This window comes from Breoghania sp. L-A4 (assembly GCF_003432385.1).
In the GTDB taxonomy this organism is placed as follows: domain Bacteria; phylum Pseudomonadota; class Alphaproteobacteria; order Rhizobiales; family Stappiaceae; genus Breoghania.
Genome location: NZ_CP031841.1, coordinates 325,152 through 349,129, shown reverse-complemented (window position 1 = coordinate 349,129; position 23,978 = coordinate 325,152). Strand labels below are relative to the sequence as shown.

24 protein-coding genes and 2 pseudogenes are annotated in these 23,978 nt (G+C 65.4%); all 26 read right to left on the bottom strand.

Annotated features, from left to right (window positions below):
- Nucleotides 1-22: 22 nt before the first annotated feature.
- Nucleotides 23-1,708: a transcription termination factor NusA gene (gene nusA, locus D1F64_RS01675; protein WP_117414349.1), complete on the bottom strand. Its 1,686-nt coding sequence runs from the start codon at nt 1,706-1,708 to the stop codon at nt 23-25.
- 137 nt (nt 1,709-1,845) lie between these two features.
- Nucleotides 1,846-2,412, bottom strand: a complete 567-nt coding sequence (gene rimP / locus D1F64_RS01670) for a ribosome maturation factor RimP (protein WP_117411003.1) — start codon at nt 2,410-2,412, stop codon at nt 1,846-1,848.
- A gap of 312 nt (nt 2,413-2,724) precedes the next feature.
- The gene (locus tag D1F64_RS01665; RefSeq protein WP_117411002.1) at nt 2,725-3,411 is read right to left on the bottom strand and encodes a tRNA (guanine(46)-N(7))-methyltransferase TrmB; all 687 of its coding nucleotides are present in this window, start codon (nt 3,409-3,411) and stop codon (nt 2,725-2,727) included.
- 109 nt (nt 3,412-3,520) lie between these two features.
- Entirely contained in the window at nt 3,521-4,693 is a 1,173-nt protein-coding gene (metK, locus tag D1F64_RS01660) for a methionine adenosyltransferase (RefSeq protein ID WP_117414348.1), read from the bottom strand.
- Nucleotides 4,694-4,938: 245 nt separating this feature from the next.
- The gene (locus D1F64_RS01655; protein WP_117411001.1) at nt 4,939-5,346 is read right to left on the bottom strand and encodes a helix-turn-helix transcriptional regulator; all 408 of its coding nucleotides are present in this window, start codon (nt 5,344-5,346) and stop codon (nt 4,939-4,941) included.
- A 179-nt stretch (nt 5,347-5,525) separates the two neighbouring features.
- Nucleotides 5,526-6,776 carry an apolipoprotein N-acyltransferase gene (gene lnt / locus D1F64_RS01650; RefSeq protein ID WP_346432337.1) on the bottom strand — a complete coding sequence of 417 codons (1,251 nt, stop codon included), beginning with the start codon at nt 6,774-6,776 and terminating at the stop codon, nt 5,526-5,528.
- Nucleotides 6,758-7,081 carry a hypothetical protein gene (locus D1F64_RS25270; protein WP_346432288.1) on the bottom strand — a complete coding sequence of 108 codons (324 nt, stop codon included), beginning with the start codon at nt 7,079-7,081 and terminating at the stop codon, nt 6,758-6,760. Before D1F64_RS25270 ends, lnt begins: the two co-directional genes overlap by 19 nt.
- Nucleotides 7,082-7,333: 252 nt before the next feature.
- Nucleotides 7,334-8,323 (bottom strand): hemolysin family protein, encoded by a 990-nt coding sequence (locus D1F64_RS01645; protein ID WP_248304576.1) that lies wholly within the window; start codon nt 8,321-8,323, stop codon nt 7,334-7,336.
- Nucleotides 8,324-8,574: 251 nt separating this feature from the next.
- Nucleotides 8,575-9,075, bottom strand: a complete 501-nt coding sequence (ybeY, locus tag D1F64_RS01640; protein ID WP_117411000.1) for an rRNA maturation RNase YbeY — start codon at nt 9,073-9,075, stop codon at nt 8,575-8,577.
- A 136-nt stretch (nt 9,076-9,211) separates the two neighbouring features.
- Nucleotides 9,212-10,276, bottom strand: coding sequence for a PhoH family protein (locus tag D1F64_RS01635; protein WP_248304832.1), 1,065 nt, complete (start codon nt 10,274-10,276; stop codon nt 9,212-9,214).
- Between the two features lie 14 nt (nt 10,277-10,290).
- Nucleotides 10,291-11,709 (bottom strand): tRNA (N6-isopentenyl adenosine(37)-C2)-methylthiotransferase MiaB, encoded by a 1,419-nt coding sequence (gene miaB / locus D1F64_RS01630; RefSeq protein ID WP_117410999.1) that lies wholly within the window; start codon nt 11,707-11,709, stop codon nt 10,291-10,293.
- Between the two features lie 297 nt (nt 11,710-12,006).
- Nucleotides 12,007-12,900, bottom strand: coding sequence for a 1-acyl-sn-glycerol-3-phosphate acyltransferase (locus D1F64_RS01625; RefSeq protein ID WP_117410998.1), 894 nt, complete (start codon nt 12,898-12,900; stop codon nt 12,007-12,009).
- On the bottom strand, nt 12,897-13,313 hold the full coding sequence (locus D1F64_RS01620; RefSeq protein ID WP_117414345.1) for a Fur family transcriptional regulator: 417 nt from the start codon (nt 13,311-13,313) through the stop codon (nt 12,897-12,899). Before D1F64_RS01620 ends, D1F64_RS01625 begins: the two co-directional genes overlap by 4 nt.
- Nucleotides 13,314-13,492: 179 nt before the next feature.
- Complete coding sequence (gene rimI / locus D1F64_RS01615; RefSeq protein WP_248304575.1) at nt 13,493-14,005, bottom strand: ribosomal protein S18-alanine N-acetyltransferase; 513 nt, start codon at nt 14,003-14,005, stop codon at nt 13,493-13,495.
- 175 nt (nt 14,006-14,180) lie between these two features.
- Nucleotides 14,181-14,714: pseudogene (gene tsaB / locus D1F64_RS01610) on the bottom strand (tRNA (adenosine(37)-N6)-threonylcarbamoyltransferase complex dimerization subunit type 1 TsaB); the annotation flags it as partial.
- 205 nt (nt 14,715-14,919) lie between these two features.
- Entirely contained in the window at nt 14,920-15,474 is a 555-nt protein-coding gene (locus D1F64_RS01605; protein ID WP_117410996.1) for a NifU family protein, read from the bottom strand.
- A gap of 309 nt (nt 15,475-15,783) precedes the next feature.
- Nucleotides 15,784-16,278 (bottom strand): universal stress protein, encoded by a 495-nt coding sequence (locus D1F64_RS01600; protein ID WP_117410995.1) that lies wholly within the window; start codon nt 16,276-16,278, stop codon nt 15,784-15,786.
- 74 nt (nt 16,279-16,352) lie between these two features.
- Complete coding sequence (gene hslU / locus D1F64_RS01595; protein WP_117410994.1) at nt 16,353-17,657, bottom strand: ATP-dependent protease ATPase subunit HslU; 1,305 nt, start codon at nt 17,655-17,657, stop codon at nt 16,353-16,355.
- Entirely contained in the window at nt 17,654-18,442 is a 789-nt protein-coding gene (locus tag D1F64_RS01590; protein WP_117410993.1) for a hypothetical protein, read from the bottom strand. Before D1F64_RS01590 ends, hslU begins: the two co-directional genes overlap by 4 nt.
- Nucleotides 18,373-18,732, bottom strand: a complete 360-nt coding sequence (locus D1F64_RS01585) for a hypothetical protein (RefSeq protein ID WP_117410992.1) — start codon at nt 18,730-18,732, stop codon at nt 18,373-18,375. Before D1F64_RS01585 ends, D1F64_RS01590 begins: the two co-directional genes overlap by 70 nt.
- Nucleotides 18,719-19,279, bottom strand: a complete 561-nt coding sequence (gene hslV / locus D1F64_RS01580; RefSeq protein WP_117410991.1) for an ATP-dependent protease subunit HslV — start codon at nt 19,277-19,279, stop codon at nt 18,719-18,721. The genes D1F64_RS01585 and hslV overlap by 14 nt, the downstream gene beginning before the upstream one ends.
- A gap of 126 nt (nt 19,280-19,405) precedes the next feature.
- On the bottom strand, nt 19,406-20,002 hold the full coding sequence (locus D1F64_RS01575; protein WP_117410990.1) for an NAD(P)H-dependent oxidoreductase: 597 nt from the start codon (nt 20,000-20,002) through the stop codon (nt 19,406-19,408).
- 85 nt (nt 20,003-20,087) lie between these two features.
- On the bottom strand, nt 20,088-20,690 hold the full coding sequence (locus D1F64_RS01570; protein ID WP_117410989.1) for a methyltransferase domain-containing protein: 603 nt from the start codon (nt 20,688-20,690) through the stop codon (nt 20,088-20,090).
- Nucleotides 20,691-20,823: 133 nt separating this feature from the next.
- A pseudogene (gene dnaJ / locus D1F64_RS01565) lies at nt 20,824-21,962 on the bottom strand (molecular chaperone DnaJ).
- Between the two features lie 14 nt (nt 21,963-21,976).
- Entirely contained in the window at nt 21,977-22,873 is an 897-nt protein-coding gene (locus D1F64_RS01560; RefSeq protein WP_117410988.1) for an FkbM family methyltransferase, read from the bottom strand.
- Between the two features lie 148 nt (nt 22,874-23,021).
- Nucleotides 23,022-23,784, bottom strand: a protein-coding gene (locus D1F64_RS01555; RefSeq protein WP_117410987.1) for an IS5 family transposase whose coding sequence is annotated in 2 segments (ribosomal slippage) — nt 23,022-23,454 and nt 23,453-23,784 — 765 coding nt in all. Because the reading frame shifts where the segments join, the coding sequence is not laid out codon by codon here.
- Nucleotides 23,785-23,978 lie beyond the last annotated feature (194 nt).

Below are 23,978 nucleotides of genomic sequence, written 5' to 3'. Positions count from 1 at the left end.
CGCACCGCCGGAGCCGAACCGCTCAGGCGCTTTCCTCGTCAACGGAGCGCAGGATCACGGGCTCGATGGCCACAGCGGACGTCTCTTCATCGTCCTCATAGCCGTCCGCGTCGTCCGCTTCGTAAGCCTCGTCGTCCTCGACTTCCTCGACGACCAGGTCCTCGGCGGTGATCCAGCCGGCGGCGACACGCGCCGCCATGATCATTGTCTCGGCTTCCTGACGCGAAATGTCAAATTCGCTCAGAGCGCCAACGTGACGGGTTACTTCCCCGTCCTTGCGCTCGGACCAGCCGATCAGGTCGTCAGTGGCACAGCCGGCGAGATCCTCGATGCTGCGGATCTCGTTCTTGCCCAGCGCGACCATCATGGCCGTCGTGATTCCGTCGATGGTGCGCAGCTCGTCCAGCACGCCGAGTTCCTTGCGCTCAGCGTCGTACCGGGCTTCCTGCTCCTCGAGGTGTTCGCGGCCACGCGCCTGGATCTCCTCAGCAGTCTCCAGATCGAAGCCCTCGATGGAGGCGACTTCCTCAGGGTCCACATAGGCGACTTCCTCGACGGACGCAAATCCCTCGGACGCCAGAAGCTGACCAACCATCTCGTCGACGTTCAGCGCTTCCATGAAGAGTTGCGAGCGTTCGGCGAATTCCTTCTGGCGGCGTTCGCTCTCGTCGGCTTCCGTCATGATGTCGATATCCCAGCCGGTGAGCTGGGACGCAAGACGCACGTTCTGGCCGCGACGGCCGATCGCCAGCGACAGCTGCTCGTCGGGAACCACCACCTCGATGCGCTGGGCATCCTCGTCCAGAACCACCTTGGCGACTTCCGCCGGCTGCAGCGCGTTGACGATGAAGGTCGCCGGATCGGCGGACCAGGGAATGATGTCGATCTTCTCGCCCTGCAGTTCGCCGACGACGGCCTGCACACGGCTGCCGCGCATACCCACACACGCGCCGACCGGATCGATCGAGGCGTCGTTGGAGATGACGGCGATCTTGGCGCGCGATCCGGGATCGCGGGCAACCGAGCGGATCTCGATGATGCCGTCGTAGATCTCCGGCACTTCCTGGGCAAACAGCTTGGCCATGAACTGCGGGTGCGTGCGCGACAGGAAGATCTGCGGACCGCGCTGCTCGCGGCGCACGTCGTAGATATAGGCGCGGATGCGGTCGCCGGTGCGGAAGGTCTCGCGCGGGATCAGTTCGTCGCGGCGCACGATCGCCTCGGCGCGGCCCATGTCGACGATCACATTGCCATATTCGACGCGCTTGATGACACCGGAGCAGATCTCTCCGATGCGGTCCTTGTATTCGTCGTACTGGCGGTCACGCTCGGCTTCACGCACCTTCTGGACGATCACCTGCTTGGCGGACTGGGCCGCGATGCGGCCGAAATCGAGCGGCGGCAGCGGCTCGGAGATATAATCGCCGAGCTGCGCTTCCGGATTGCGCTCCAGCGCCTGATCGAGGCCGATCTCCGTTGACGTGTTCTCGACCTCTTCCACAACCTGCAGCAGGCGCGACAGGCGGATCTCGCCGGACTTGGGATTAATCTCGGCCTTGACGTTCGTCTCCGATCCGTACCGCGAGCGGGCGGCTTTCTGGATCGCGTCTTCCATGGCCTCGATGACGATCTCTCGATCAATCACCTTTTCACGGGCCACGGCATCCGCGATTTGCAAAAGTTCCAGACGGTTCGCACTGATAGCCATCGTCGTCACTCCTCCAACGCGCGCTGCGCGCGCGGTCGGTCCTTCCTCTCAAGGCATGGTCGACAGACCAGACCCCAACGCATGGATTGCCGGGCAGATCCGGAGCGATATCCGGAACCGTGTCTCCCGGACCCGTTCTAGTTGTCCGCGTGACCCTCGGCGCCAGGCACCTTGCCGGAGCGCAATGCCGCGTCGATCAAGTCATCCGTCAAAACAAGCCGCGCCTCGGCGATATCGCCGATCTGCAGCCAGAAAGTGTCCGGGGCATCGGCCTTGGCATCCGGGATCCGGATCCCCGCCGTGCCGTCGCGCATGCCCAGCAGCACGCCGCGAAAGCGCTTGCGCCCGTCGTGCATCACCGACATCTCGACCTTGGCCTCGTGACCGGACCAGCGCTCGAAATCCGAAGCCCGGACGAGCGGCCGGTCGATGCCGGGAGAAGACAGTTCCAGATGGTAGGCGTCGCCGACCGGATCGTCCACATCGAGCACCGGCGAAAGCGCGCGGCTGATTTCCTCGCAGCCCTCGACCGTCATGGTGCCGTCGGGCCGCTCGGCCATGATCTGCACCGTGCAGCCGTTCTGGCCTGTGACGCGCACGCGCACCAGCTGATAGCCAAGATCGTCGATGACCGGCTCGGCAATTGCCGCGATCCGGGCGTCGAGTCCCTGTTCCGTGATCAAGCGCGGTTCACGAACCGACATGTGGCATCCTTGATGCTACGGGTGATACCCGGGATTGACCGCGCGTCCATGGCGCCGGAGGAAACCCGCCTCATCCGAGGCCCGGCCCGTTCCGTTCCGCGACGATGACGCAGCGCGGTCGTCTTTTATCCGGCCCGTTCACGGGCCGCCTGTCTTCGGGTAACAAAAAAGGCGGGTCCCGCCGGGACCCACCCTCAAACTGCCCTTAGATAGGCCGATGAGAATTTGAACTTGGCGTGAATATAGTCGAAAGGCGCGCCAGTTCAAGCCCGCAGTTGCGCGGGTCCGACAATTGACCGGTTTACGGCGCTCTCAGATACGCCGGAAGGTCAGATAGGCCGGGGTGCGGCCCTCGCGGATCGCCTTGGCCTCGTAGCGGGTGCCCGGCCAGCCCTCCCACGGCGTTTGCCAGTCGGCAGCCGCCGCGTCGCGCCACTCGAACGCCGGATGGGCATGCAGGTGCTGCAGCGTCCAGTTCACATAGCTCTCGATGTCGCTGGCGAACCGGAACTCCGCGCCCGGGCGCAGCGCGCGCGCCAGTCTGTCGAGGTTGCGCGGCCCGACAAAGCGCCGCTTCCAGTGGCGCTTCTTGGGCCACGGATCGGGGTAGAGCAGATAGGCCAGATCGACCGAGGCTTCGGGCAACTGGTCAAGCAGGAGCCCTGCGTCGTCGTTGAGCAGCCGCACGTTGTCCAGCGCCTGCTCTGCCACCCGCGATACGGCCTTCGCCATTCCGTTGACGAAGGGCTCGCAGCCGATACAGCCGACCTGGGGGTTTTCGCCCGCCCGATGGATCAGGTGCTCGCCGCCGCCGAAGCCGATTTCCAGCCAGACCGCGTCGACGTCAGCTGAAAACAGCCCGCGCAGGTCGCCTTCGATCGGGCTGGAGACATCGATCTCCAACTGAGGCAGCAACTCCCGCATCAGAGCGGTCTGGCGGGCCCGCAACGGCTTGCCCTTGCGCCGCCCGAACAGCGCGGTCTTTTTATGTTCGCTCATGCTCGTACAATAATACCAACGGCGATCAGCCAAAAGCCGGCCCCATGGGGCCGGCTGTCGGATCAATGCGGCGGCCCGTCGGCGCGCCGCTACACAAAGCGACTGCGCGTCAGGAAATGATGCCGCGGAGCGCGTCGACCAGATCGGTCTTTTCCCACGAGAAGCCGCCGTCGGCCTCCGGCTCGCGCCCAAAGTGACCATAGGCCGCGGTGCGGGCGTAAATCGGCTTGTTGAGCTGCAAATGCTCGCGGATCCCGCGCGGCGTCAGGTTCATGACCTCGCGCAGACCGGATTCCAGCTTCGCCTCGTCGACTCGCCCGGTGCCGTGCAGGTCCACATAGACCGACAGGGGCTCGGCGACGCCGATGGCATAGGAAAGCTGAATGGTGCAGCGGTCCGCCAGATCGGCGGCGACCACGTTCTTGGCCAGATAGCGCGAGGCGTAGGCGGCCGACCGGTCAACCTTGGTGGGATCCTTGCCGGAGAAGGCGCCGCCGCCATGCGGAGCCGCGCCGCCGTAGGTGTCGACAATGATCTTGCGGCCGGTCAACCCGCAGTCGCCGTCCGGTCCGCCGATGACGAACTTGCCGGTCGGGTTGACGTGCCATGCGGTCTCGCTGGAAATCCAGCCGTCCGGCAGGCAGTCGGTAATGTAGGGCGTGACCATCGCCTTGATGTCGTCGGAGGTCAGCGTCTCATCGAGATGCTGGGTCGACAGGACGATCGAGGTGATGCCCATGGGCTTGCCGTCGGCGTAGCGCACCGTGACCTGGCTCTTGGCATCCGGGCCGAGCGCCGGCTCCTTGCCCGACTTGCGGGCTTCGGCGAGCACGCGCAAGATCTTGTGCGAAAACAGGATCGGCGCCGGCATCAGTTCCGGCGTTTCGCGGCAGGCGTAACCGAACATGATGCCCTGGTCGCCCGCGCCCTCGTCCTTGTTGTTGGCCGCGTCAACGCCCTGGGCGATGTCGGCGGATTGCGCGTGCAGATACACGTCGATCTTCGCCGTTTCCCAATGGAAACCGTCCTGCTCGTAGCCGATGTCCTTGATGGCCATGCGTGCCTTGTGCGCGAGAAGGTCGTGGCTGATCTCGGCCGGGCCGCGGGTTTCCCCCGCGATTACGACGCGGTTCGTCGTCGCCAGCGTTTCGCAAGCCACACGCGCTTCGGGGAGTCGTGACAGAAACGCATCGACGACGGTGTCGGAGATCCGGTCACACACTTTGTCCGGATGTCCCTCGGACACGGATTCACTTGTGAAGAGATAGTCTTGGCGGGCCACGGTCACGGTCCTTCTGGGAAACAGTCGATTTTGCGAAAAGAAACGGCGGGAGATGTCGCAATCCGCCGCCGCGCAGAAATTGCAGGTTGCAGGGTTTCCCGTGAAGGTCAAGCCTTTAGGGTGCGAACAATGTCTTCGCCAGCGGCGCGCGCCGACGCCGCGGCGCGCGGGCGAACCGCGGAAAAAGCCGGCTTTGAAAGCCGTCGCCGCCAACGTGCGGCACATGCCCGCCGCCCCGCGCCCGACTAGGTATCCTCACCCGCGAGAGCGCGCACCAGATCCACGATGCGCTTGCGCACCTTGGGCTCCTCGATGCGCACAAAGGCCTTGTTCAGCGACAGGCCTTCCGCGCTGGAGAGAAAATTCACCACATAGCTCGCCGGCTGAGCCTCGCCGAAACCCGGCGAATCCGCCTGGTTTCCGGGTGCATCCTCGAACAGGAAGGAGACCGGAACATTCAGCACCGTGGAAATGTGATGCAGACGGCTGGCGCCGATGCGGTTGGTGCCCTTTTCATACTTCTGGATCTGCTGGAACGTGATGCCCAGGTGCTCCCCGAGCTTTTCCTGCGACATACCGAGCATCATCCGGCGCAAGCGGACACGGCTGCCCACATGGACATCAATGGGGTTGGGTGTCTTCTTTGTCGGCATTGTCCGCCCGCGCTTTCCTGTTTCGCCCTGTGAACACGCCGCGCGCCGTGCGGCGCGGGTATCCGCAATTGAACGGAGAGTGCCGGATAATGCCCGTACGCGCACCACTCCGTCAATTGGAGCGGGAAAAACGCACGTTGCGCGGGTGCCGTGGGCAAGAGATCAGCCCTCGGATCCGCTCACTCCATGCGCCCGGCGCTGTCGTGGCGGGCCGTGAAAATGCGGCCGCCAAGCAGCACGCCCAATGCCAGCAGCAGCATCGCGCCCAGCGGCATATCGCCCAGCCGCGCATAGACGGTCGGTGGATCCGCCTCTGGAAGCGGCGCGTCGAGGATCCCGGTGTTTCCCAACGCGAGGCTGCCGCGGATGCGCCCGCGGGCATCGATTACCGCCGAAATGCCCGTGTTGGCGGCGCGCACCACAGGAAGGCCTTCTTCCACCGCGCGCAACCGCGCCCGGTGTAGATGCTGATACGGACCGATACTTTCGCCGAACCACGCGTCGTTGGTGACATTGAGCATCCAGCCGGGACGAGCCCCGTCGCGGCCCACCACATTGCCGGGAAAAGCGATCTCGTAGCAGATCAGCGGGGAAAACGCCGGCGCCGGAGAGGCGGTCATCGGGCGCCGCCGGTACCCTGGCGAAAAGCCGCCCGGCGTCTTGGTGAGATTCTCGAGACCGAGCGACTCCAGAAGCCCGCGCAATGGCAGATATTCACCGAACGGCACCAGATGCACCTTGTCGTAAGCGTCGCGGATGGTGCCGTCGCCGGCGATCACGTAGATGCTGTTGAAGAATGCGCGCGCGCCCCCCGCGCCCTCAGCGCGCAGCGCGCCGGTGATCAGGGTCGTCTCCTCCGGCAGCAGGGCGGCGATGGCGGCGAGCGCCTCCGGTTCCTCGGTCAGCAGGAAGGGAAACACCGACTCCGGCCAGATCAGATGGGTGATCCCGTCCAAGCCGTTGGCGTCAGGCCCGGATTCGTTTCCATCACCGGAAGCCGCGCCATCGGCCCCGACGCTCAATGACAAATAGCTCTCGAAGATCCACTGGCGGTTCTCCGGTACCCACTTGTCGCCCTGGGCGATCGCCGGCTGCACCAGACGCAGACGCACGCCGGCAACATCCTCGCTGCCCGGACCCGCAAGACGCACCGCCCCATAGCCCAGAAGCCCGGCGAAGAGCAGCGCCACCGCAACGGGGAAGGCAAAACGTCCGCGGTCGGATTGCGGCAGCGGATCGGTGATCACCGCCGGACACGCGAAGATCAGAACCGCCAGGAACGACAGCCCGTAGACACCAACCAGCGCCGCGGGTTGCATCATCAGGGTGTTGGCGGCGAAACCGTCGCCCAGCGCGTTCCACGGAAACCCTGTCAGCACATGCCCGCGCAACCATTCCACCAGCGCGAGACCTATGGCCAACGCCACGATCCTGCGCCAGTCGTCCGACCAGAACGTTGCCGCGAGCGCACAGCCAAGCCCCAGAACAGCGCCAGGCCGGCCGGCATGATGAGAACGGCAAACGGCATCATCCAGCCGAAATCCTCGGCCTCCACAAGGAAGGCGCCGCCGATCCACCAAAGTCCCGCGAGGAAGTAGCCGAAGCCGAACAGCCAGCCGACGAGGGCAGCCGCGCGCATGCGGGCCGGCAGCGCCTGCCGGCTTTGCGACAGCGCGCCGTCGAGCAGCCACACCAGCGCCGGCAGGGCCACCCAAAGCACCGGAAAGGCGCTCACCGGCGCCTGCGCCAGCGCCGCAAGCGCACCAAAGCCCAGCGCAAACGCGGCGCGCCGCCGCCCCAGCTCAGAACAAGCGTATCAGCGAAGCGCTGCAACATCTGGACGGGAACCGAATCACATGGTGAATATCGCCCTGACAATGCGGGGCGGAGAAGATCGGATCAACGGATTTGGTTACCTATGACCGATTGCCGGATACGGGCTCCTCGGCGGAGCCAGCAGCATGTTCAGCCGCGAACCGGGCACGCGCTAGGCGGCGTCCTGAGGTTCCGCCGCGGCGCGCTTCGGCCGCCTCCGGGCCTCTGGATTGACCCGATCATGCCGCTTGCGGGTAATCCGCAGCCGCTTGATGCGGCGCGGATCCGCGTCGAGGATCTCGAACTCGAAGCCCGGCAGGCTGCGCGCGGAAATCAGCTCGCCGCGCACCGGAACCCGGCCCACCAGCGTGAACAGAAGTCCACCCAGCGTATCGACTTCCTCGGCCATGTCTCCGATGTCGAAATCCGCGCCCAGTTCTTCTTCCGCGTCCTCGACCGTGACGCGCGCATCCGCCACCCAGCGACCATCGCTCTGGATGGTGATCATCGGCTCTTCGTCCTCGTCGTGTTCATCCTCGATATCGCCGACGACGGTCTCCACAAGGTCTTCCAGCGACACCAGCCCGTCGGTGCCGCCATATTCGTCGATCACCAGCGCCATCTGCACGCGCGATGCCTGCATCTTCGCCATCAAATCGGCCGCGGGCATCGAAGGGGGCACGAACAGCACGGGACGGATCAGCTTGAGTTCCGACAAAGGCCTGGTGACGTCGATCCGCCGTGGCTCGAAAACCGCGGCGCCATCGTCCGCCAGGTCGCCTGCCGGCTCGCCGCCATCGTCTTGCGCGGACTGAACGCCTGTGTCGATCAACGCGTCGGAGAAAAACCCCAGCAGGTCCTTGATGTGCACCATGCCCCGCGGGTCGTCGAGCGTCTCGTTGTAGACGGGCATGCGCGAGTGACCGGATTCGTGGAAGATTTCCAAGAGTTTGCCCAGCGGCACGCTTGCATCGACCGCATCGATGTCGGCACGCGGAATCATCACATCCTCGATGCGCACCTCGCGCAGCCGCAGGATATTGCTCAGCAGAACGCGCTCCTCGGGCGAGAAGGTGGCGTCCATGCCCTCATCATAGGCCAGCACGCTTTCGAGGTTTTCGCGCAGCGTGCCGTTCTTGCGCAACTGCAGCGCGCCGGTCATCCGCGCCCACCATCCCTGCCGGGCGCATGCCGGATCGGCAGCGACGCCCTCGTCGGATTGCGAGGCCCCAGATTCTGAGGTGCCTGGGGCGCCGGTACTCTGGGCGGGTTCTTCCGGTTCGGACATCGCGCGCGCCCTGGTTTTCAGGCTTTGACCGGCGCGGTCCCGTGTGTCGCGGCCGTGGCTTTCACGGCTATGGCTATCAATGTCGGTCATTGCTTCAAACAGCCCCGCAGGGCCGGTCACGATCCTCAATCAAACGGCCCCTCGTAGGGGTCCGGAATTTGTAATCTGGCAAGTATGCGCCGCTCGAGACTTTCCATCCGCTCGGCATCTTCCTCTATCTGGTGATCATATCCAAAAAGGTGAAGGATTCCGTGCACAATAAGATGGCTTAGATGGTTTTCGAACGGCTTGTCACCTTCTTTCGCCTCGCGTTCGACCGTCTCCAGGGCGAAAACGATGTCGCCCAGCAGCGGACCATACACCGGGCCGGACTCGTCGCCGCCTGGAAACGACAGCACGTTCGTCGGCTTGTCCTGGTCGCGCCACTTCTTGTTGAGATCATGTACCGTGGCGTCGTCGGAAAACAGCAGGCTGAGTTCAGAGCCGGGCAGATAGCGCAGCGAGCCGACACTCACGGCCGCCGCGAAGGCCTGAGCAACGCGGGCGTTCAGCGCGTCCGCTCCGGGCCAGCCGGACGCCTCCACCGCCACATCTATGATCACGTCACACGTCGCTGCGTCGTTCATGGGTAACCCGAAGTTCGCTTTCCAATATCGGCCGTCATTGCGGGGCAGCGCCGGTCGCGCGTGCGGCCACATATGGCGACGGCGGCGCCGCATGCAACGACAGCATCCGCCTTTTGCGAACTCTCTCGCATGCCGCTCATGCGCCCTGCCGCACGGGAACGCCCGGCTCCTCGGCAAGCGGGCGCCGCGTGGCGCGGTCGTAGGCCGTAACGATGCGGCCCACGAGCTGGTGCCGCACGACATCTGCCTCGCTGAAGGCAACATGAGCGATGTCCTCAATGCCGATGAGAATATTCAGCGCCTCAACCAGGCCGGAGGTCTGACCGCGCGGCAAATCGATCTGGCTGGGATCCCCAGTAACGATCATCTTCGAGTTGTCGCCCAGCCGGGTGAGGAACATTTTCATCTGCATCGCGGTGGTGTTCTGCGCCTCATCGAGGATCACCACCGCATTGGACAGCGTCCGGCCGCGCATGAAGGCGAGCGGCGCCACTTCGATCACACCGGACGCCATGCCCCGTTCGACCTTCTCGCCCGGCATCATCTCGTACATGGCGTCGTAGAGCGGCCGCAGATAGGGATCGACCTTCTCCTTCATGTCGCCGGGCAGGAAGCCGAGCCGCTCGCCCGCCTCCACCGCCGGGCGCGACAGGATCAACCGCTCGATATCGCCGCGTTCCAGAAGCGCTGCCGCATAGGCCACGGCGAGGAAGGTCTTGCCTGTGCCCGCCGGTCCCGTGCCGAAAATCAGATCGGCGCGATCCATGGCGCGGATATAGGCGTCCTGGGTGGGCGTGCGCGCCACCACCGTCTTGCGGCGGGTGGAAATCTGCGCGAAGGCGAGCCGGGAGCGCGGTTCCAGCGTCGGCAGCGACAACTGCCCGCTGTCGGTCGCCGCCATGCGGATGGCGCCCTCCACGTCCCCCGGGTGCAATTCGTGCCCCAGCCGCAGGCGCTGATACAGCGCCTCAAGCACGAGACGCGCCTGCTCGCAGGTCTCGCGCGGGCCGCGCATGGTGACTTCGTTGCCGCGCGCCACCAGCTCGATGCCGAGCCGCTGCTCGATCATCGCCAGGTTCTGGTCGAATTGGCCGACCAGATCGCCGACAAGTCTGTTGTTGTCAAAGCCAACCACAAGATGGGTACGCTCTTGTCCGCGCTTGGCCTCAGAGGAATGCGTATCGTCGCGCGTGCCGCGCAAGGGAACATCCGCCGTCAACAAACAGCTCCTGTTGAATGCCGCATGATGATGTCGTGCGCGCCCACCGGGCCTCCGGCCACCTCCACATCGACCAGCCGGCCGACGAGGCTGTTTGCGCGCACTTCCTCGATCCGCACCGTGCGGATGGAGCCGAGCAGGCTCTCGGGCGCCTCGACATGCACCGCCTGCAGCCACGGCGAACGACCGCCGAGCTGACCAGGGCGGCGGCCGGGCTTCTCCAGGAGCACATCCACCAGACGGCCATCCATGGCCGCATTGAAATCCTTCAGCTGCCGCGCGATCAGCGCCTGCAGCCGCGCCAGCCGCTCCGACTTGACGTCTTCGGGCACATGGTCATCCATGGCGGCGCCCGGCGTGCCCGGGCGGGGGCTGTACTTGAAGGTATAGGCGGAGGCATAGCCGACGCGCTCCACCAGATCCATCGTGTCCTTGAAATCCGCGTCGGTCTCGCCGGGAAAGCCGACGATGAAGTCGCCCGACAGCGCCAGGTCGGGACGGCCGGCGCGAATGCGGTCGATCAGCCGGAAATAATCCTCACGGGTGTGCTGGCGGTTCATCGCTTCCAGCATGCGGTTGGAACCCGATTGCACCGGAAGATGCAGATAGGGCATCACCGCCTCGATATCGCGATGCGCTTCAATCAGCGAATCGTCCATGTCGCGCGGATGGCTGGTCGTGTAGCGCAGCCGGGCGATGCCGGGGATTTCCGCCAGCGCATGCAGCAGGCGCCCCAGCCCCCACGTGCCGCCGTCATCCGAGACGCCGTGATAGGCGTTGACGTTCTGACCCAGCAGCGTCACCTCGCGCACGCCGGCGTCGGCCAGCCTGCGTGCTTCCGCCAGCACCTGCGACACCGGGCGGGAGAGTTCCGCGCCGCGGGTATAGGGCACCACGCAGAACGTGCAAAACTTGTCGCAGCCTTCCTGAATGGTGAGAAAAGCGGTCACGCCACGTTTGCGGGTGGTCTCGCGCGATGCCGCCGGCAGATGCGCGAACTTGTCCTCGACGGGGAACTCCGTCTCCACGACGCGCGCGCCATTGGAGGCGCGGGTCACAAGATCGGGCAGCTTGTGATAGCTCTGCGGGCCGAACACCAGATCGACGGAGGGCGCGCGGCGGGCGATTTCCTCGCCCTCGGCCTGCGCCACGCAGCCGGCGACCGCCAGCAGCATCGGATTGCCGCTGTCCGCGCGCGCTTCCTTGAGCTTCCGGATCCGGCCGATCTCCGAATAGACCTTCTCGGCGGCTTTTTCGCGGATATGGCAGGTGTTGAGAATGACCAGATCGGCCTCTTCCACCGCATCGGTCGGGCTGTAGCCCTTCGGCGCCAGGGCGTCGATCATACGATCGGAGTCGTAGACGTTCATCTGGCAGCCGTAGGTGCGGACGTAGACTTTCTTTTTATCGCTCATCAAAAGTGGAACTTGGCCTTTCGGGTCCCGCGCCGGTGACGACGGATTTCGGGGGCATGTTTAGGATCGGTGTGCAGCGGCGGCCGTGGCGACAGGCTTGATGCCTCAGGGAACGCGCCTATGCCGCGCGCTTCGCATCGAGTCGCGCTGCGGCGCACATGCGTGCCGCCGTAACCGCATACCCGCTTCAAGATCATGTGCCGTTCGCACACCGGACGCAAGCGTGTCAATCTGTATCGAGGTCCAGAAGTAGCCGGTTTTCGCCAGCTTGAGAACACCTTTGACACTAGGCACCGTTCATGACGGCTCGACGACGCGGTCCGCCGCATGCATCGCGGTGTCAGCCGTTCCCGAATCATATGCGGCGGCGTGGCGCGGCCCCCGGCCCGTCAGCACCGACAGCACGTCGCGGCGCACACGTGCCTCCAGCGCCCGGGTCAGCGCCTTGCGGTCGGTGTCGGCGGAAATCGGCACAGGGTCTCCCCAAACCACCTCCACATCCAGTGCGCCCTCGCGCAGGATGGCCCACAGGTGCGGCGCCAGATCCATGTCTCCGTACCAGGCGATCAGCGGCCGGAACTGCCGGCCCATCGGCATGCCCTGCAGTTTCGAGTAAACAATCGACAGCGGCTGCGCCCAGACCCGCGCGTCGCGTCCAGGCGTCTCCTGCGCGTCGCCGTCGCCGACCATCGCGTGATGCACGGCGCCCACAAGCGCCGAGCGGAACGGCAATACCCGGTTGCCGTCGCTCGATGTGCCTTCGGCGAACAACACCATGACGTCGCCGGCCGTCAAGCGCTCGCCGATCTCCGAAGCCGTGCGGCCGGTCGACGTGCGACGCTGGCGGTCAACGAAGACGGAGCGCTGCATGCGCGCGAAGGTACCGAACACCGGCCAGCGCCCCACTTCCGACTTGGCGATGAACGACAGCGGCATCAACGAGCCAAGCACGATGATATCACCCCAGGATACATGATTGGACGTGACCAGCAGGGGCCTGTGTTCGGCCGGAGCGCCGCGCACGTGCACGCGCATGCCCGTGGCGACCAGCGCACAGCGGTGAAAGATCAACGGAAGCCAGCGCTGCATCGGCAGATCGAGTTTCAGGGCCAGCCACTGCAGCGGCATCAGACAAAGGGCAACGACCGTGAGTCCCGCAATCGCGAGGATGGCGCGCAGCGACGCGATCACGGCGTCTTCTCTCCATCGTCATCTGAATCCGACGCGCCGGCCTTGCCGTCCAGAGGCACCGCGTAGAGTTCCAGCCGGTGGTCGACCAGCCGGTAGCCCAGCTTGCGGGCGATGGCGTCCTGCAGTGCCTCGATTTCCTCATCGCGGAACTCGATGACGCGCCCGGACCGCAGATCGATCAGATGATCGTGGTGTTCGTCGGGAACCGGCTCGTAGCGCGCGCGGCCGTCACGAAATTCGTGCCGTTCGATGATGCCGGCATCCTCGAACAGCTTCACCGTGCGATAGACTGTGGAAATCGAGACGTTGGGATCCACGTCGGCCGCGCGGCGATAGAGTTCCTCGACATCCGGGTGGTCCTGCGCGGCCTCGATGACCCGCGCGATCACGCGCCGCTGCTCGGTCATGCGCATGCCCTTGGCGGCGCACAGATCTTCCAATGAGGCGATGTCCGTCACGGTTCGCTACCCGCACTGCATTCGAACCAGTTCGCCCGAACGACCCAGTGCCCGCCGGCGCGCCGGTCATGTGGGCGTGCCGCCGAGCGGTCCCGGAGCCCACGACCTGAGCGTCCGTCTAAACGCCTAATGCTCTAGCGAAGATCGCACCGCATGACAAGCGCGAGGCCATCCTCCGGCGTGATGGGCGCCGCACCCGTCCCGGAGCCTGTCGCGCCTGCGTCTCCCGATCCGGAATAGTAGCCCCTGCGCTCGCCCACACGGGCAAAGCCAAGCGCGCGGTAAAGCGCAAGCGCCGGCCTGTTGGCGGCGTCGACCTCCAGGAAAAGCGCCGCAACCCGGTCGGCGTAGAGCCGCCGGATGGCCTCTTCCAGCAGCATCCTGCCATAACCGCGGCCCCGGTGGCGCGGATCGACCGCGATTGTCAGCACCTCAGCCTCGTCGGCGGCGGTCCGCAAAATGGCGAACCCAAGCGGCTGGCGGGTGCCGCCGGGGCTGGCGCGGCGCGCAACCAGCACCATGACGGCAGGATCGGCGACGAACGACGCGATCTCGTCGGCACTCCACGTGCGGGAGAACGAGCGGCCATGGATCTCCGACAGCGCCGCCGCGTCCTCGGGCAGCGCCTCTTCGATCACCTTGGGCATGCGGGGGATCCAAAATCCAAGCATCGACGGGGCCTAGCTTGCTAAAGACGCGCAATCTTGAAACGGGTCTGCGGCTTGGCGTCGGGCGGCCGCAGATACAGCGGCACCGGCGCGCCTTGCGGTTCGGGGCGCGGCATCCAAGCCTCGCCACGGCCGCGATATCCGCGGCAGCCGCCGCCTCCGGCGGATCCGCGTGCAGAAGCGCCGCGAGCCTCGGCGCGGCTGATCCGGCAAGCCGCACATCCGGTGGAAGACCGGTCGCGAACGCATCCAGCAGCATCACGCCCGGCTCGCCGCATGGCGATCCGTCCGCATCGAATGCCTGGGCGTAGACTTCCTCGCCCCGCGCCGACAGCGCCACCGCAATGACATGCGTCCCGTCTCGCGCACCCTCGGCCAGGGCGGCCAGCGTCGAGATGCCGACCACCGGCACGCCGAGCACAAGTCCCAGCCCACGCGCCACCGACAGGCCCACGCGCAGGCCTGTGAAACTGCCAGGCCCGACGGTCACTGCGATGCGGTCCATCGCGGCAAGCGGCAGTCCGGCGTCCGCCAAAACCTCGCCGATCATGTCCATCAGGCGTTCCGCGTGGCCGCGACCGATCTCCTCGCTGAGCGCGAAGAGGATTTCCCCGCCGCCATCCGCGCCGCTGTCGAGAACCGCGGCGGAGCAGCAGGCATTGGCGGTGTCGAGTGCGAGGATCTTCATTACGATTCCAAATACGTCAACCTGCGGCCATCCACGACGCACTGGCACTAGGCCATGCGGATCCTGCGGGATCAACGCCGCCCTTCGTATAGCAGATCGCGCTCAAGCGGATGCTTCACGCCGAGACGGCCATGCAAAAGCCCGGCGTCCTGCGACGCCGGGCTGTGGAAGAGTTATCAGCGTGCGGCGCGCCGCGCGCAACCACCTACATGGCGCGCACTTCCTGCACTTCGGGAATGAAGTGGCGCATCAGGTTCTGGATGCCATGGCGCAGCGTCGCCGTCGACGACGGGCAACCGGCGCATGCGCCGCGCATCGACAGATAGACGATGCCTTCCTTGAACCCGCGGAAGGTGATGTCGCCGCCATCCTGGGCCACCGCCGGGCGCACGCGCGTCTCCAGCAAGTCCTTGATCATCTCGACGGTCTTCTCGTCACCGCTTTCGAAGAATTCGTCCGTGCTCTCCGCCGCGCTGTCGGTGCGCAGCACCGGCTGGCCGGACATGAAATGCTCCATGATGGCGCCGAGAACGGCCGGCTTGAGGTGCTGCCAATCGCCATCAGCCTTCGTCACGGTGATGAAATCGTGTCCAAGATAGACGCCGGCGACGCCGGGAACCTCGAACAGGTTCTCGACCAGCGGCGACACATGCGCCTCCTCGGAGGTGCGGAAGTCGCGGGTCTCGCCTTCGAGCACATTCCGGCCGGGAATGAATTTCAAGGTCGCCGGATTGGGTGTGGCTTCGGTCTGGATAAACATCGTTTTGGTCCCTGGCAGGGAGCGGGATCATGACCCATGGGGCTCTGTCGCCCGCCCGATCATGCTCCGGCAAATTAATCCTCAAGCGCCCGTCCGCCGTCTCGATTGCCCGCTCTCGACGGCGTGCGCGGCCTCTTGCATCGCACGCGATCGAGAAAACATCTCGTGGCAATCGTCGGCCCGCACTCAAGGCTCCACTTTGGAATTATTCCATTCTAGTCTATTTATGGCCGTTGGCAACCGCTTCAAGCCACGCTCCGCCGATTTTCCCCCGGCCCCGCAGGCGCATCCTTGGAAGCCCTCGCGCGGTCACGCCAGGGAGACGATTTCCTCGTCCGACAAAGTGCCCGGCACGATCGTCACCGGAATCGGGAACGTTCCGGCCGACTTGCTGGCAAACGAGGAGACCAGCGGCCCCGGCCCTTCGGTCGACGTACCCGCGGCGAGGACGAGAATGGCGATGTCCTCGTCTTCCTCGATCAGCGCCAGGATCTCGTTGGCCAGGGTGCCTTCGCGAATCACCGTCTCAGGCTCGACCCGCGCCATCGCCTTGACCCGCTCGGCGGCCCGCGCCAGCGTTGTCTCGGCTTCTTCCATCGCCTCGGCGCGCATGATGTTTTCGACACCGATCCAGTGCTGGAAATCACCCGGCGCGATCACGTACAGCAGCACCGGCACGCCACCGGTGCGTTCCGCGCGCATTGCCGCGTAGACAAGCGCCCGCCCGCACTCCGGCGTGTCGTCGACGACGACCAGGAATTTGCGGCGATGGCCTTCTTCGAAACTTCGTCTCTGCCCTACCATGCCGCCATGCTGCCATTCGCCCGATTGCCCGGCAAGTCCAAACGTGTGCTCGGACCTGCGGCAATTGCAGCAATTCAGAGAATGAACCGAGACAGATCAGCGTTCTTGGCCAGATCGCCGATGTTTTCGCGCACATAAGCGCCGTCGACAACGAAAGTCTCGCCGGCCTTGTCGGAGGCGGTGAAGGAGATCTCGTCCAGAATCCGCTCCATCACCGTCTGCAGCCGCCGCGCGCCGATGTTCTCGATCGATGAGTTGATGTCGACGGCGATCGAGGCGATCTCGTCGATCGCGTCCTCGGTGATCTCCAGCGTCACATCCTCCGTCGCCATCATCGCCACATACTGCTTGATGAGGCTGGCTTCGGTGTCGGTGAGGATCATCTTGAAATCCTCGCGGGTCAGCGGCTTCAGCTCGACCCGGATCGGCAGGCGGCCCTGAAGCTCGGGCAGCAGGTCCGAGGGTTTGGACACGTGGAAGGCGCCGGAGGCGACGAACAGGATGTGGTCCGTCTTCACCGGTCCGTGCTTGGTGGAAACCACCGTGCCCTCGATCAGCGGCAGAAGATCGCGCTGCACGCCTTCGCGCGAAACGTCGGCGCCCGATCGGCTTTCCCGCGCGCAGATCTTGTCGATCTCGTCGAGAAAGACGATGCCGTGGTCCTCGGCGAGGCGAATCGCCTCCTGCACCAGTTGCTCCTCATCGAGCAGCTTGTCGGATTCCTCGTTGATCAGCAGCTTGTAGCTGTCGCGCACCGTGACGCGGCGGCTCTTCTTGGCGCCGCCGAACGCCTTGCCGAGCACATCGGAGAGGTTCATCACGCCGATGTTGGCGCCGGGCATGCCGGGGATCTCGAAATTCGGCATGCCGGCGGGCGCGGCCACCTCGATCTCGATTTCCTTGTCGTCCATCTGGCCGTCGCGCAGCTTCTGGCGAAAGCTTTCCCGGGTCGCGGGCGAGGCGCTGGCGCCGACCAGCGCGTCGAGCACGCGCTCCTCCGCCTGCATCTCCGCCTTGGCCTCCACGGCCTTGCGCTTTTCGTCGCGTACCATGGCGATCGCCGCTTCCACCAGATCGCGCACGATCTGCTCGACGTCGCGGCCGACATAGCCGACCTCGGTGAATTTCGTCGCCTCGATCTTGATGAACGGCGCCTTGACCAGCTTGGCCAGTCGCCGCGAGATTTCGGTCTTGCCGACGCCCGTCGGCCCGATCATCAGGATGTTTTTCGGCAGCACCTCGTCCTTCATCGGCCCTGTGATCTGGTGCCGCCGCCAGCGGTTGCGCAGCGCAATGGACACGGCGCGCTTGGCGTCATGCTGGCCGACGATATAGCGGTCAAGTTCCGAGACGGTTTCCCGGGGTGTCAATTCGGTCATGTATCATTCCTGACGGCTGTGGTTGCGGCGGGGAGGGCCGCGGGCAGATAGGCGGCAAGCGTGGTGCCCATAAAAGGCCGCATCAGCAGGGCGCGCAAGGAGCTCCAACCCGAGCCGAGCATCAGGACGATCAGCCCGAGAATCACCAGCGTGCCGGCGAACAGCGCGGTCTCGTCGACATTGGCGCCTTTCAGCAGCGAGCCTATGGCAACGCCGAGATAGGCCAGGCCCGAGACCAGCAAGGCGCGCCGGTCAACGATCAGCGCAACCAGCGCCAGAACGCAGACCAGCGCGACGACGAGAAAGGCGCCGTTGCCGCCGGCGCTGTTGCCAACCAGCATCGACAGGCTGGAATGCACGATCATCGGCGCCGCCAGCAGATGCAGCCAGAAGGCCTTGTCGGTGTTCAGGCTCGTGCGGCGCACGTCCCGCGCGTCGAACGCCATGGCGGCGGCGAAGACCGCCAGACCGGCGACCAGCGTCAGTGCCGCGAGGTTCGCCTCGACGACGCCGGGCAAGGCCCAGTCCAGAGCGGAGAGCGCGAGGGCCGCCGCCATCGCCGCGGTCGCCGCATAGGTGATCGGCACCTTGAAGCGCAGTTGGAACGCCAGCGTGGCGATGAGCCCGGCGCCCACCGCCAGGAACAGCAACCGCCGCCCCTCATTCGTGCCGGTGTTGAAATGCGCAAACACGCTGCCGGTCCGGCCATCGAGCGTCAGAACCGCCACCACCACAAGCGGCGCAAAGGCCAGCGCCAGCAGGATCGCCGGCAGGGCCAGCCGCATCCGCGCGACGAAGATTTCCGCAAGCCCCAGACCAGGGCCGCCACGAAGGGCGCCGGGCCGGCTTGCGCCAGATCCGCCGGCAGCACCCCCGCGACCCCGTAATAGGCGCCGATCAGCAGGATGCCGATGCCGATGGAAATGAAGATGTCGTGGAAGCCGCGCGCAAACCGGACCTCTTCGGGATCATGGGATTTTGTCGCCGGGTCGAGATGGAACGCCAGCGCATCGGCCTGCGCGGCGCTCAGGATGCCGGCGGTCACCGCGCTGTTGAGTTGCTCACGCGGTATCATCAAGGCTCTCCACGGTGACATTGGTGTTGGTGTAGACGCAGATCTCGGCGGCGATCTCCATCGCCTTGCGGGCGATGGTCTCGGCGTCGTGATCGGTGTCGATCAGCGCGCGCGCCGCGGCCAGCGCGTACATGCCGCCGGAGCCGATGCCCATGACGCCACCTTCGGGCTCGAGCACGTCGCCTGTGCCGGTGAGAACCAGCGACAGCTTCGGATCGGCGACGATCATCATCGCCTCGAGCCTGCGAAGATAACGGTCCGTGCGCCAGTCCTTGGCCATCTCTACACAGGCGCGCATAAGCTGACCGGGATATTGCTCCAGGCGCGCTTCCAGCCGCTCGAACAGCGTGAAGGCGTCGGCGGTGGCGCCGGCGAAGCCGGCGATCACGCCGCCGTTGCCGAGCGGACGCACCTTGCGCGCCGAATTCTTGATCACCGTCTGGCCGAGAGTGACCTGTCCGTCGCCGGCGATCACCACGCGGCCGCTCTTGCGCACCGTCAGGATCGTCGTGCCGTGCCAGACCCCGGCCTGGATTTCATCGCTCATGTCCGCTCCCGCCGCGCTGCCGCGGCCATTGTCGTCGTTGCATGGGACAAGACGCCCGCTCTGATCGTCGCAGGCAAGCTCCCTTGCATGTCATATGTATGCGGTTCGATCCGGGTTGCAAACCGGCTAGCCGAGCAGTTCGTCGGCGTAGGTCGAGGCCTCGCGCACCAGCCGGCGCGCCAGGGTTCGCAGGGCGGTTGCGACACGTTCCTCGCGAAAACTGCCGTCCTCCGCAAACGCGTCGCCGGCGTGCGGCACGCAGACCTGCTCGGGCAGCACCAGGGCACCCAGACCGACCTCGAGAACGGTCCGCAGGGTCATCAGTCCGCGCATGCCGCCGAATTGTCCCGGACTTGCCGAGCCGACGGCGAACACCCGGTTCTTGAAGGCCGCGTTGCGCGCCTCGCCGCGTTCCGCGACGCGGCTGATCCAGTCGAGCGCGTTCTTCAGCAGGGGCGTCACCGAGGCGTTGTATTCGGGTGCTGCGATGAACACGCCGCTGTGCGCCTGAAACAGCCGCTTGAGCGCCACCGCGTGTTCCGGCACGCCCTTGGCCGCTTCCAGATCCGCGTCATAGAGCGGCAGCGGATAGTCGGCGAGCGAAATGCGGGTGACCTCGGCGTCCGCCTGCACCAGTTCCTTCATCACCATGTCCGCAAGCCGGACGTTGAACGAACCGCTGCGGTTGGATCCGGCGAAAACGAGAATTTTCGGATTACGCATTCGCATCGCTCCCACGGATGGTCGGCATGGCGCATCGGATACAAACAGGCCTGCACCCGCGCATCAACTCACACCGGAGCCATCGTTAGACCTTGCGGTAGGTCCAGACCCGGGCGGGCGGCAGGTTGACGAGCACCCAGTTGGACGCTTCGACGGTGAACAGTGCCGGCTCGGAAGGAACAGGCGGCACCAGCGCATAGGAAAACTGGATGAACGGCGCGCCCGGCTCCAGCAGGTCGAGCGCCTGCAGCAGCAGCTTGCGGCGCTCGGCCGGCGGGCGGCTGAACAGCGGCAGGCTGGAAACGATGCTGGCCAGGGAACCGGGCACGGTGTCCGGCAAGGTGGCGGACAGGTTGTAGGCGTCGCCTTGCACAACACGGACGCCGGCATAGCGCTTTTGCAGCAGCTCGCAGAAGTCGCGGTTGTACTCCAGCGCGATGAGGCGCTCCGTCGCGATGCCGCGATCGATCAGCGCCTTGGTGACGACCCCGGTTCCCGGTCCGAGCTCCAGAACAGGACCGTCGCGCCAGCCGTCCACGAACTCCGCCATGCGCTTGGACAGCGCCGGCCCGGAGGGGCTGACGGCGCCGGTCTTGAGAGGACTTTCCAGCCAGCTCCGGAGAAACCGGGCCTCGTCGAGCAGCTTGGAGGAGAGTTTCTTGGCATGAATAACCGGCGAGGTGTTCATCAATGCGTTCCGGGATCAATAAGGGTTTCTAGATATAGGCGCCTTGCCGTCTATAGCAATGACAGCTTTCAAATGGCCCGCGCCACTGCTGCATACCACCCGCGCGAGCGGGCGCGGGCGCCGACACCGTCCGTCACGCGCCGAAATTGTCGATGAAGTCCTTCACACGGGCAAAGAAACCGGTGGTCTCGGGGTTGTTCTCATGGCTGGACGCGGTCTCGAACTCTCGCAGGATCTCGCGTTGCCGCTTTGTCAGGTTGCTCGGCGTCTCCACGGTCACCTGAATGTACATGTCGCCATGCTGCGAGGAACGCATCACGGGCATCCCCTTGGCCTTGAGCCGGAACTGCTTGCCCGCCTGGGTGCCCTCGGGGACATTGACGCGCGTCTTGCCGCCATCCACCGTCGGCACCTCGAAATGGCCGCCGAGCGCCGCCGTGGTCATGGAGACCGGAACGCGGCAGAAGATGTCCGCGCCGTCGCGCTGGAAGAAGGCATGCGGCTTGATCGACAGGAAGATGTAGAGATCGCCGGAGGGGCCGCCGCGCACGCCAGCCTCGCCCTCGCCGGCCAGGCGTATGCGGGTGCCGTCCTCGATGCCCGCCGGAATGTTGACCGACAGGGTGCGCTCCTGGGTGCGCCGGCCGGTGCCGCCGCATTCGGCGCAAGGGTCGGCGATGATCTCGCCACGCCCCTGACATGACGGACAGGTTCGCTCGAGGGTGAAGAAGCCCTGGCTTGCGCGCACGCGGCCGGCACCGCCGCAGGTGCCGCAGGTCGTGGGCCTCGATCCGGGCTTGGCGCCGCTGCCCGAACAGCCCTCGCAGGTGACCGACGTGGGGACCTCGATCTCCACCGACTTTCCGGTAAACGCGTCCTCGAGCGAGATTTCCATGTTGTAGCGCAGATCGGCGCCGCGCTCGCGTCCGCCGCCCCGCCGCCCCGCCGGGCGCCGCCGCCCATGCCGAAGAACTCGTCGAAGATGTCCGACATGGTGGAGGAGAAGTCGCCGGAGAAGCCGCCGGGTCCACCGCCGCCACCGCCGTTCTCGAACGCGGCATGGCCGAAGCGGTCGTAGGCGGCGCGCTTGTTGGGATCCTTCAGCGCGTCGTAGGCCTCGCTGACCTGCTTGAACTGCGCCTCGGCGGCTGCGTCATCGGGATTGCGGTCGGGATGAAATTTCATCGCCAGCTTGCGATAGGCGCTCTTGAGCACCTTTTCATCGGCGTCGCGGGCCACGCCCAGCACGTCGTAGAAATCTTGTTTGGCCATGAAGCGTCCAGCGTCTATGCGTCTAATGTGGCCGGCGGCGAAGCCGGACGGCGCAGGATCGAGTTGATGCGCGCCGACATGGCAGGCATATAGCCATTGGCGCGACAAAGTTCAAAGGCCTTGGACGTTCCCGACCGGCCAACCTCCAGAACAATGTGCCCCGGCCACAGCGCGAAGGGACTTTTGGCGAAGAACGCCTGCAGCGTTTCGAACTCCTCGCCCTCGATGTCCATTTTCAGAACATCGATACGGCTGATGCCGGCCTGCGTCAGTATATCGCCCAGCAGCCGCACGCGCACCCGCCGCACCACGCCATCAGCGGCCGCAGGTCGCGCTGCGCCGCACAGGCGAACTTCGCCGCGATTGCTCTCGCCGTCAACCAGCACGGCGAACCGTTCGGCACCACCCAGGGCGTCGGGGCACACGGCGATGATCTCGGCCTGCGACGCCGAAATGTTGAAGCTCAGCCGGCCGCGATTGACTGCGTCCGGTTCGATGGCCAGCACCGTCGTCGCCCGGTCGAGACAGGCCGCCGCATCGGTGACAAAGAGGGAATAGAAACCCACATTGGCGCCCGCATCGACGAAGACGAAGGGCCGCCCCGCGGGCGCGGTCTCGATTTCACCCCGCAGGAACGCGCGCTCGGCGCGGTCCCAGGAGCGCATTCCGGAGAAGGCGCGTTTCTCGCAGCGGTTGGTGCGCGGGTAGACGCGGGCATGCTGCCGCTCGAACAGCGGAATGTCGAATGGCCCCGCGCCGCCGCAGCGCAGGCAAAGCTTGCGGATCACGGAAGCCAGCCGGCGGCCGGCGAATGTATCGGGAAGCCGGTTTCCGACCCGGCGAATTCCTTCGAGCGCCCGCCCAAGGCGATACGCGCCATAGGGTTCGGCGATCGTCTCAACGGTATTCATATGGCGCCCCTGCACAGTACTGATGACGCGTGCACGTTCCCGGTACGGGACCGCCCGTCTGCGTGCGCATCTGCCTGCGGACGCAGACGCCCTGCCGCTGAAAAACGCACACCAATGTGTTCTTGCCTAGGCTGTAGTGACAATTTAATCATTTGAGCCAGAGCATGATGCTGGCGAGTTTGACGAAGCCTAGGAAGTTGGCGGCAAGCTTGTCGTAGCGGGTTGCGATGCGGCGCCACTGCTTGAGCTTAGCGAAGAAGCCCTCAATGCCCCACCGGTTCTTGTAGGCAATCTTGTCGTAGTCGTGCTGGTATCTGCGATGCCGGCGCGGCGGGATGACCGGCTCGCCGCCCTGTTCGAGAATGAGCTCGTATAGCCGGTCGGCATCATAGGCGCGGTCGGCGATCACCTGTGTCACCGCCAAGCCCTCGATCAGCTCGCAAGCGGGCGCCATGTCGTTCTGCTGACCCGGTCCCAGCTCGAAGCGCACCGGCAGACCGAGCGCGTCTACGACGGCGTGCAGCTTGGTGCAGAAGCCGCCGCGGGAGCGGCCGAGAGCCTGGGTTTCAGGCCCCCCTTTTACGCCGCGCTCCGGCGGCCTGCGCCTGGGCGCGGATGACGGTGGCATCGATCGACAGCCATTCCATGTCCGGATCGCTCGCGATCGCCTCGAACAAACGGTCGAACACACCCGCCTCGATCCAGCGGTAGTAGCGCCGCTTGGCGGTCTGGTAGGGGCCGAAGCGATCCTCCGGCAGATCCCGCCAGCGCGCTCCGGAACGCGCCAGCCACAAAATCGCATCGAAGAAGCGTCGGCCGTCGCTGCGCGGGCCGCGCTTGCCCTTCAGGCCGCCCGGAACAAACGGCCTGATCTGCTCCCATTGATCGTCGCGTAGAACTTCGCCTTCCAAAGCCGACCTCCAAAAGTCAGCCTTGAATCTGATTTGCGCCTCAAAGGGAATCCCCAGTGATGTTAAATTGTCACTACAGCCTAGAGCGTTTCCTTGTTAAATGGGATCAATTCTGTTGGTCCAAACCGGTTCGATCCGCGAGGAAACGGGCGAACGGCGTAGCCCACGCTACGGCGGAGGCCGTTGACGCGGCG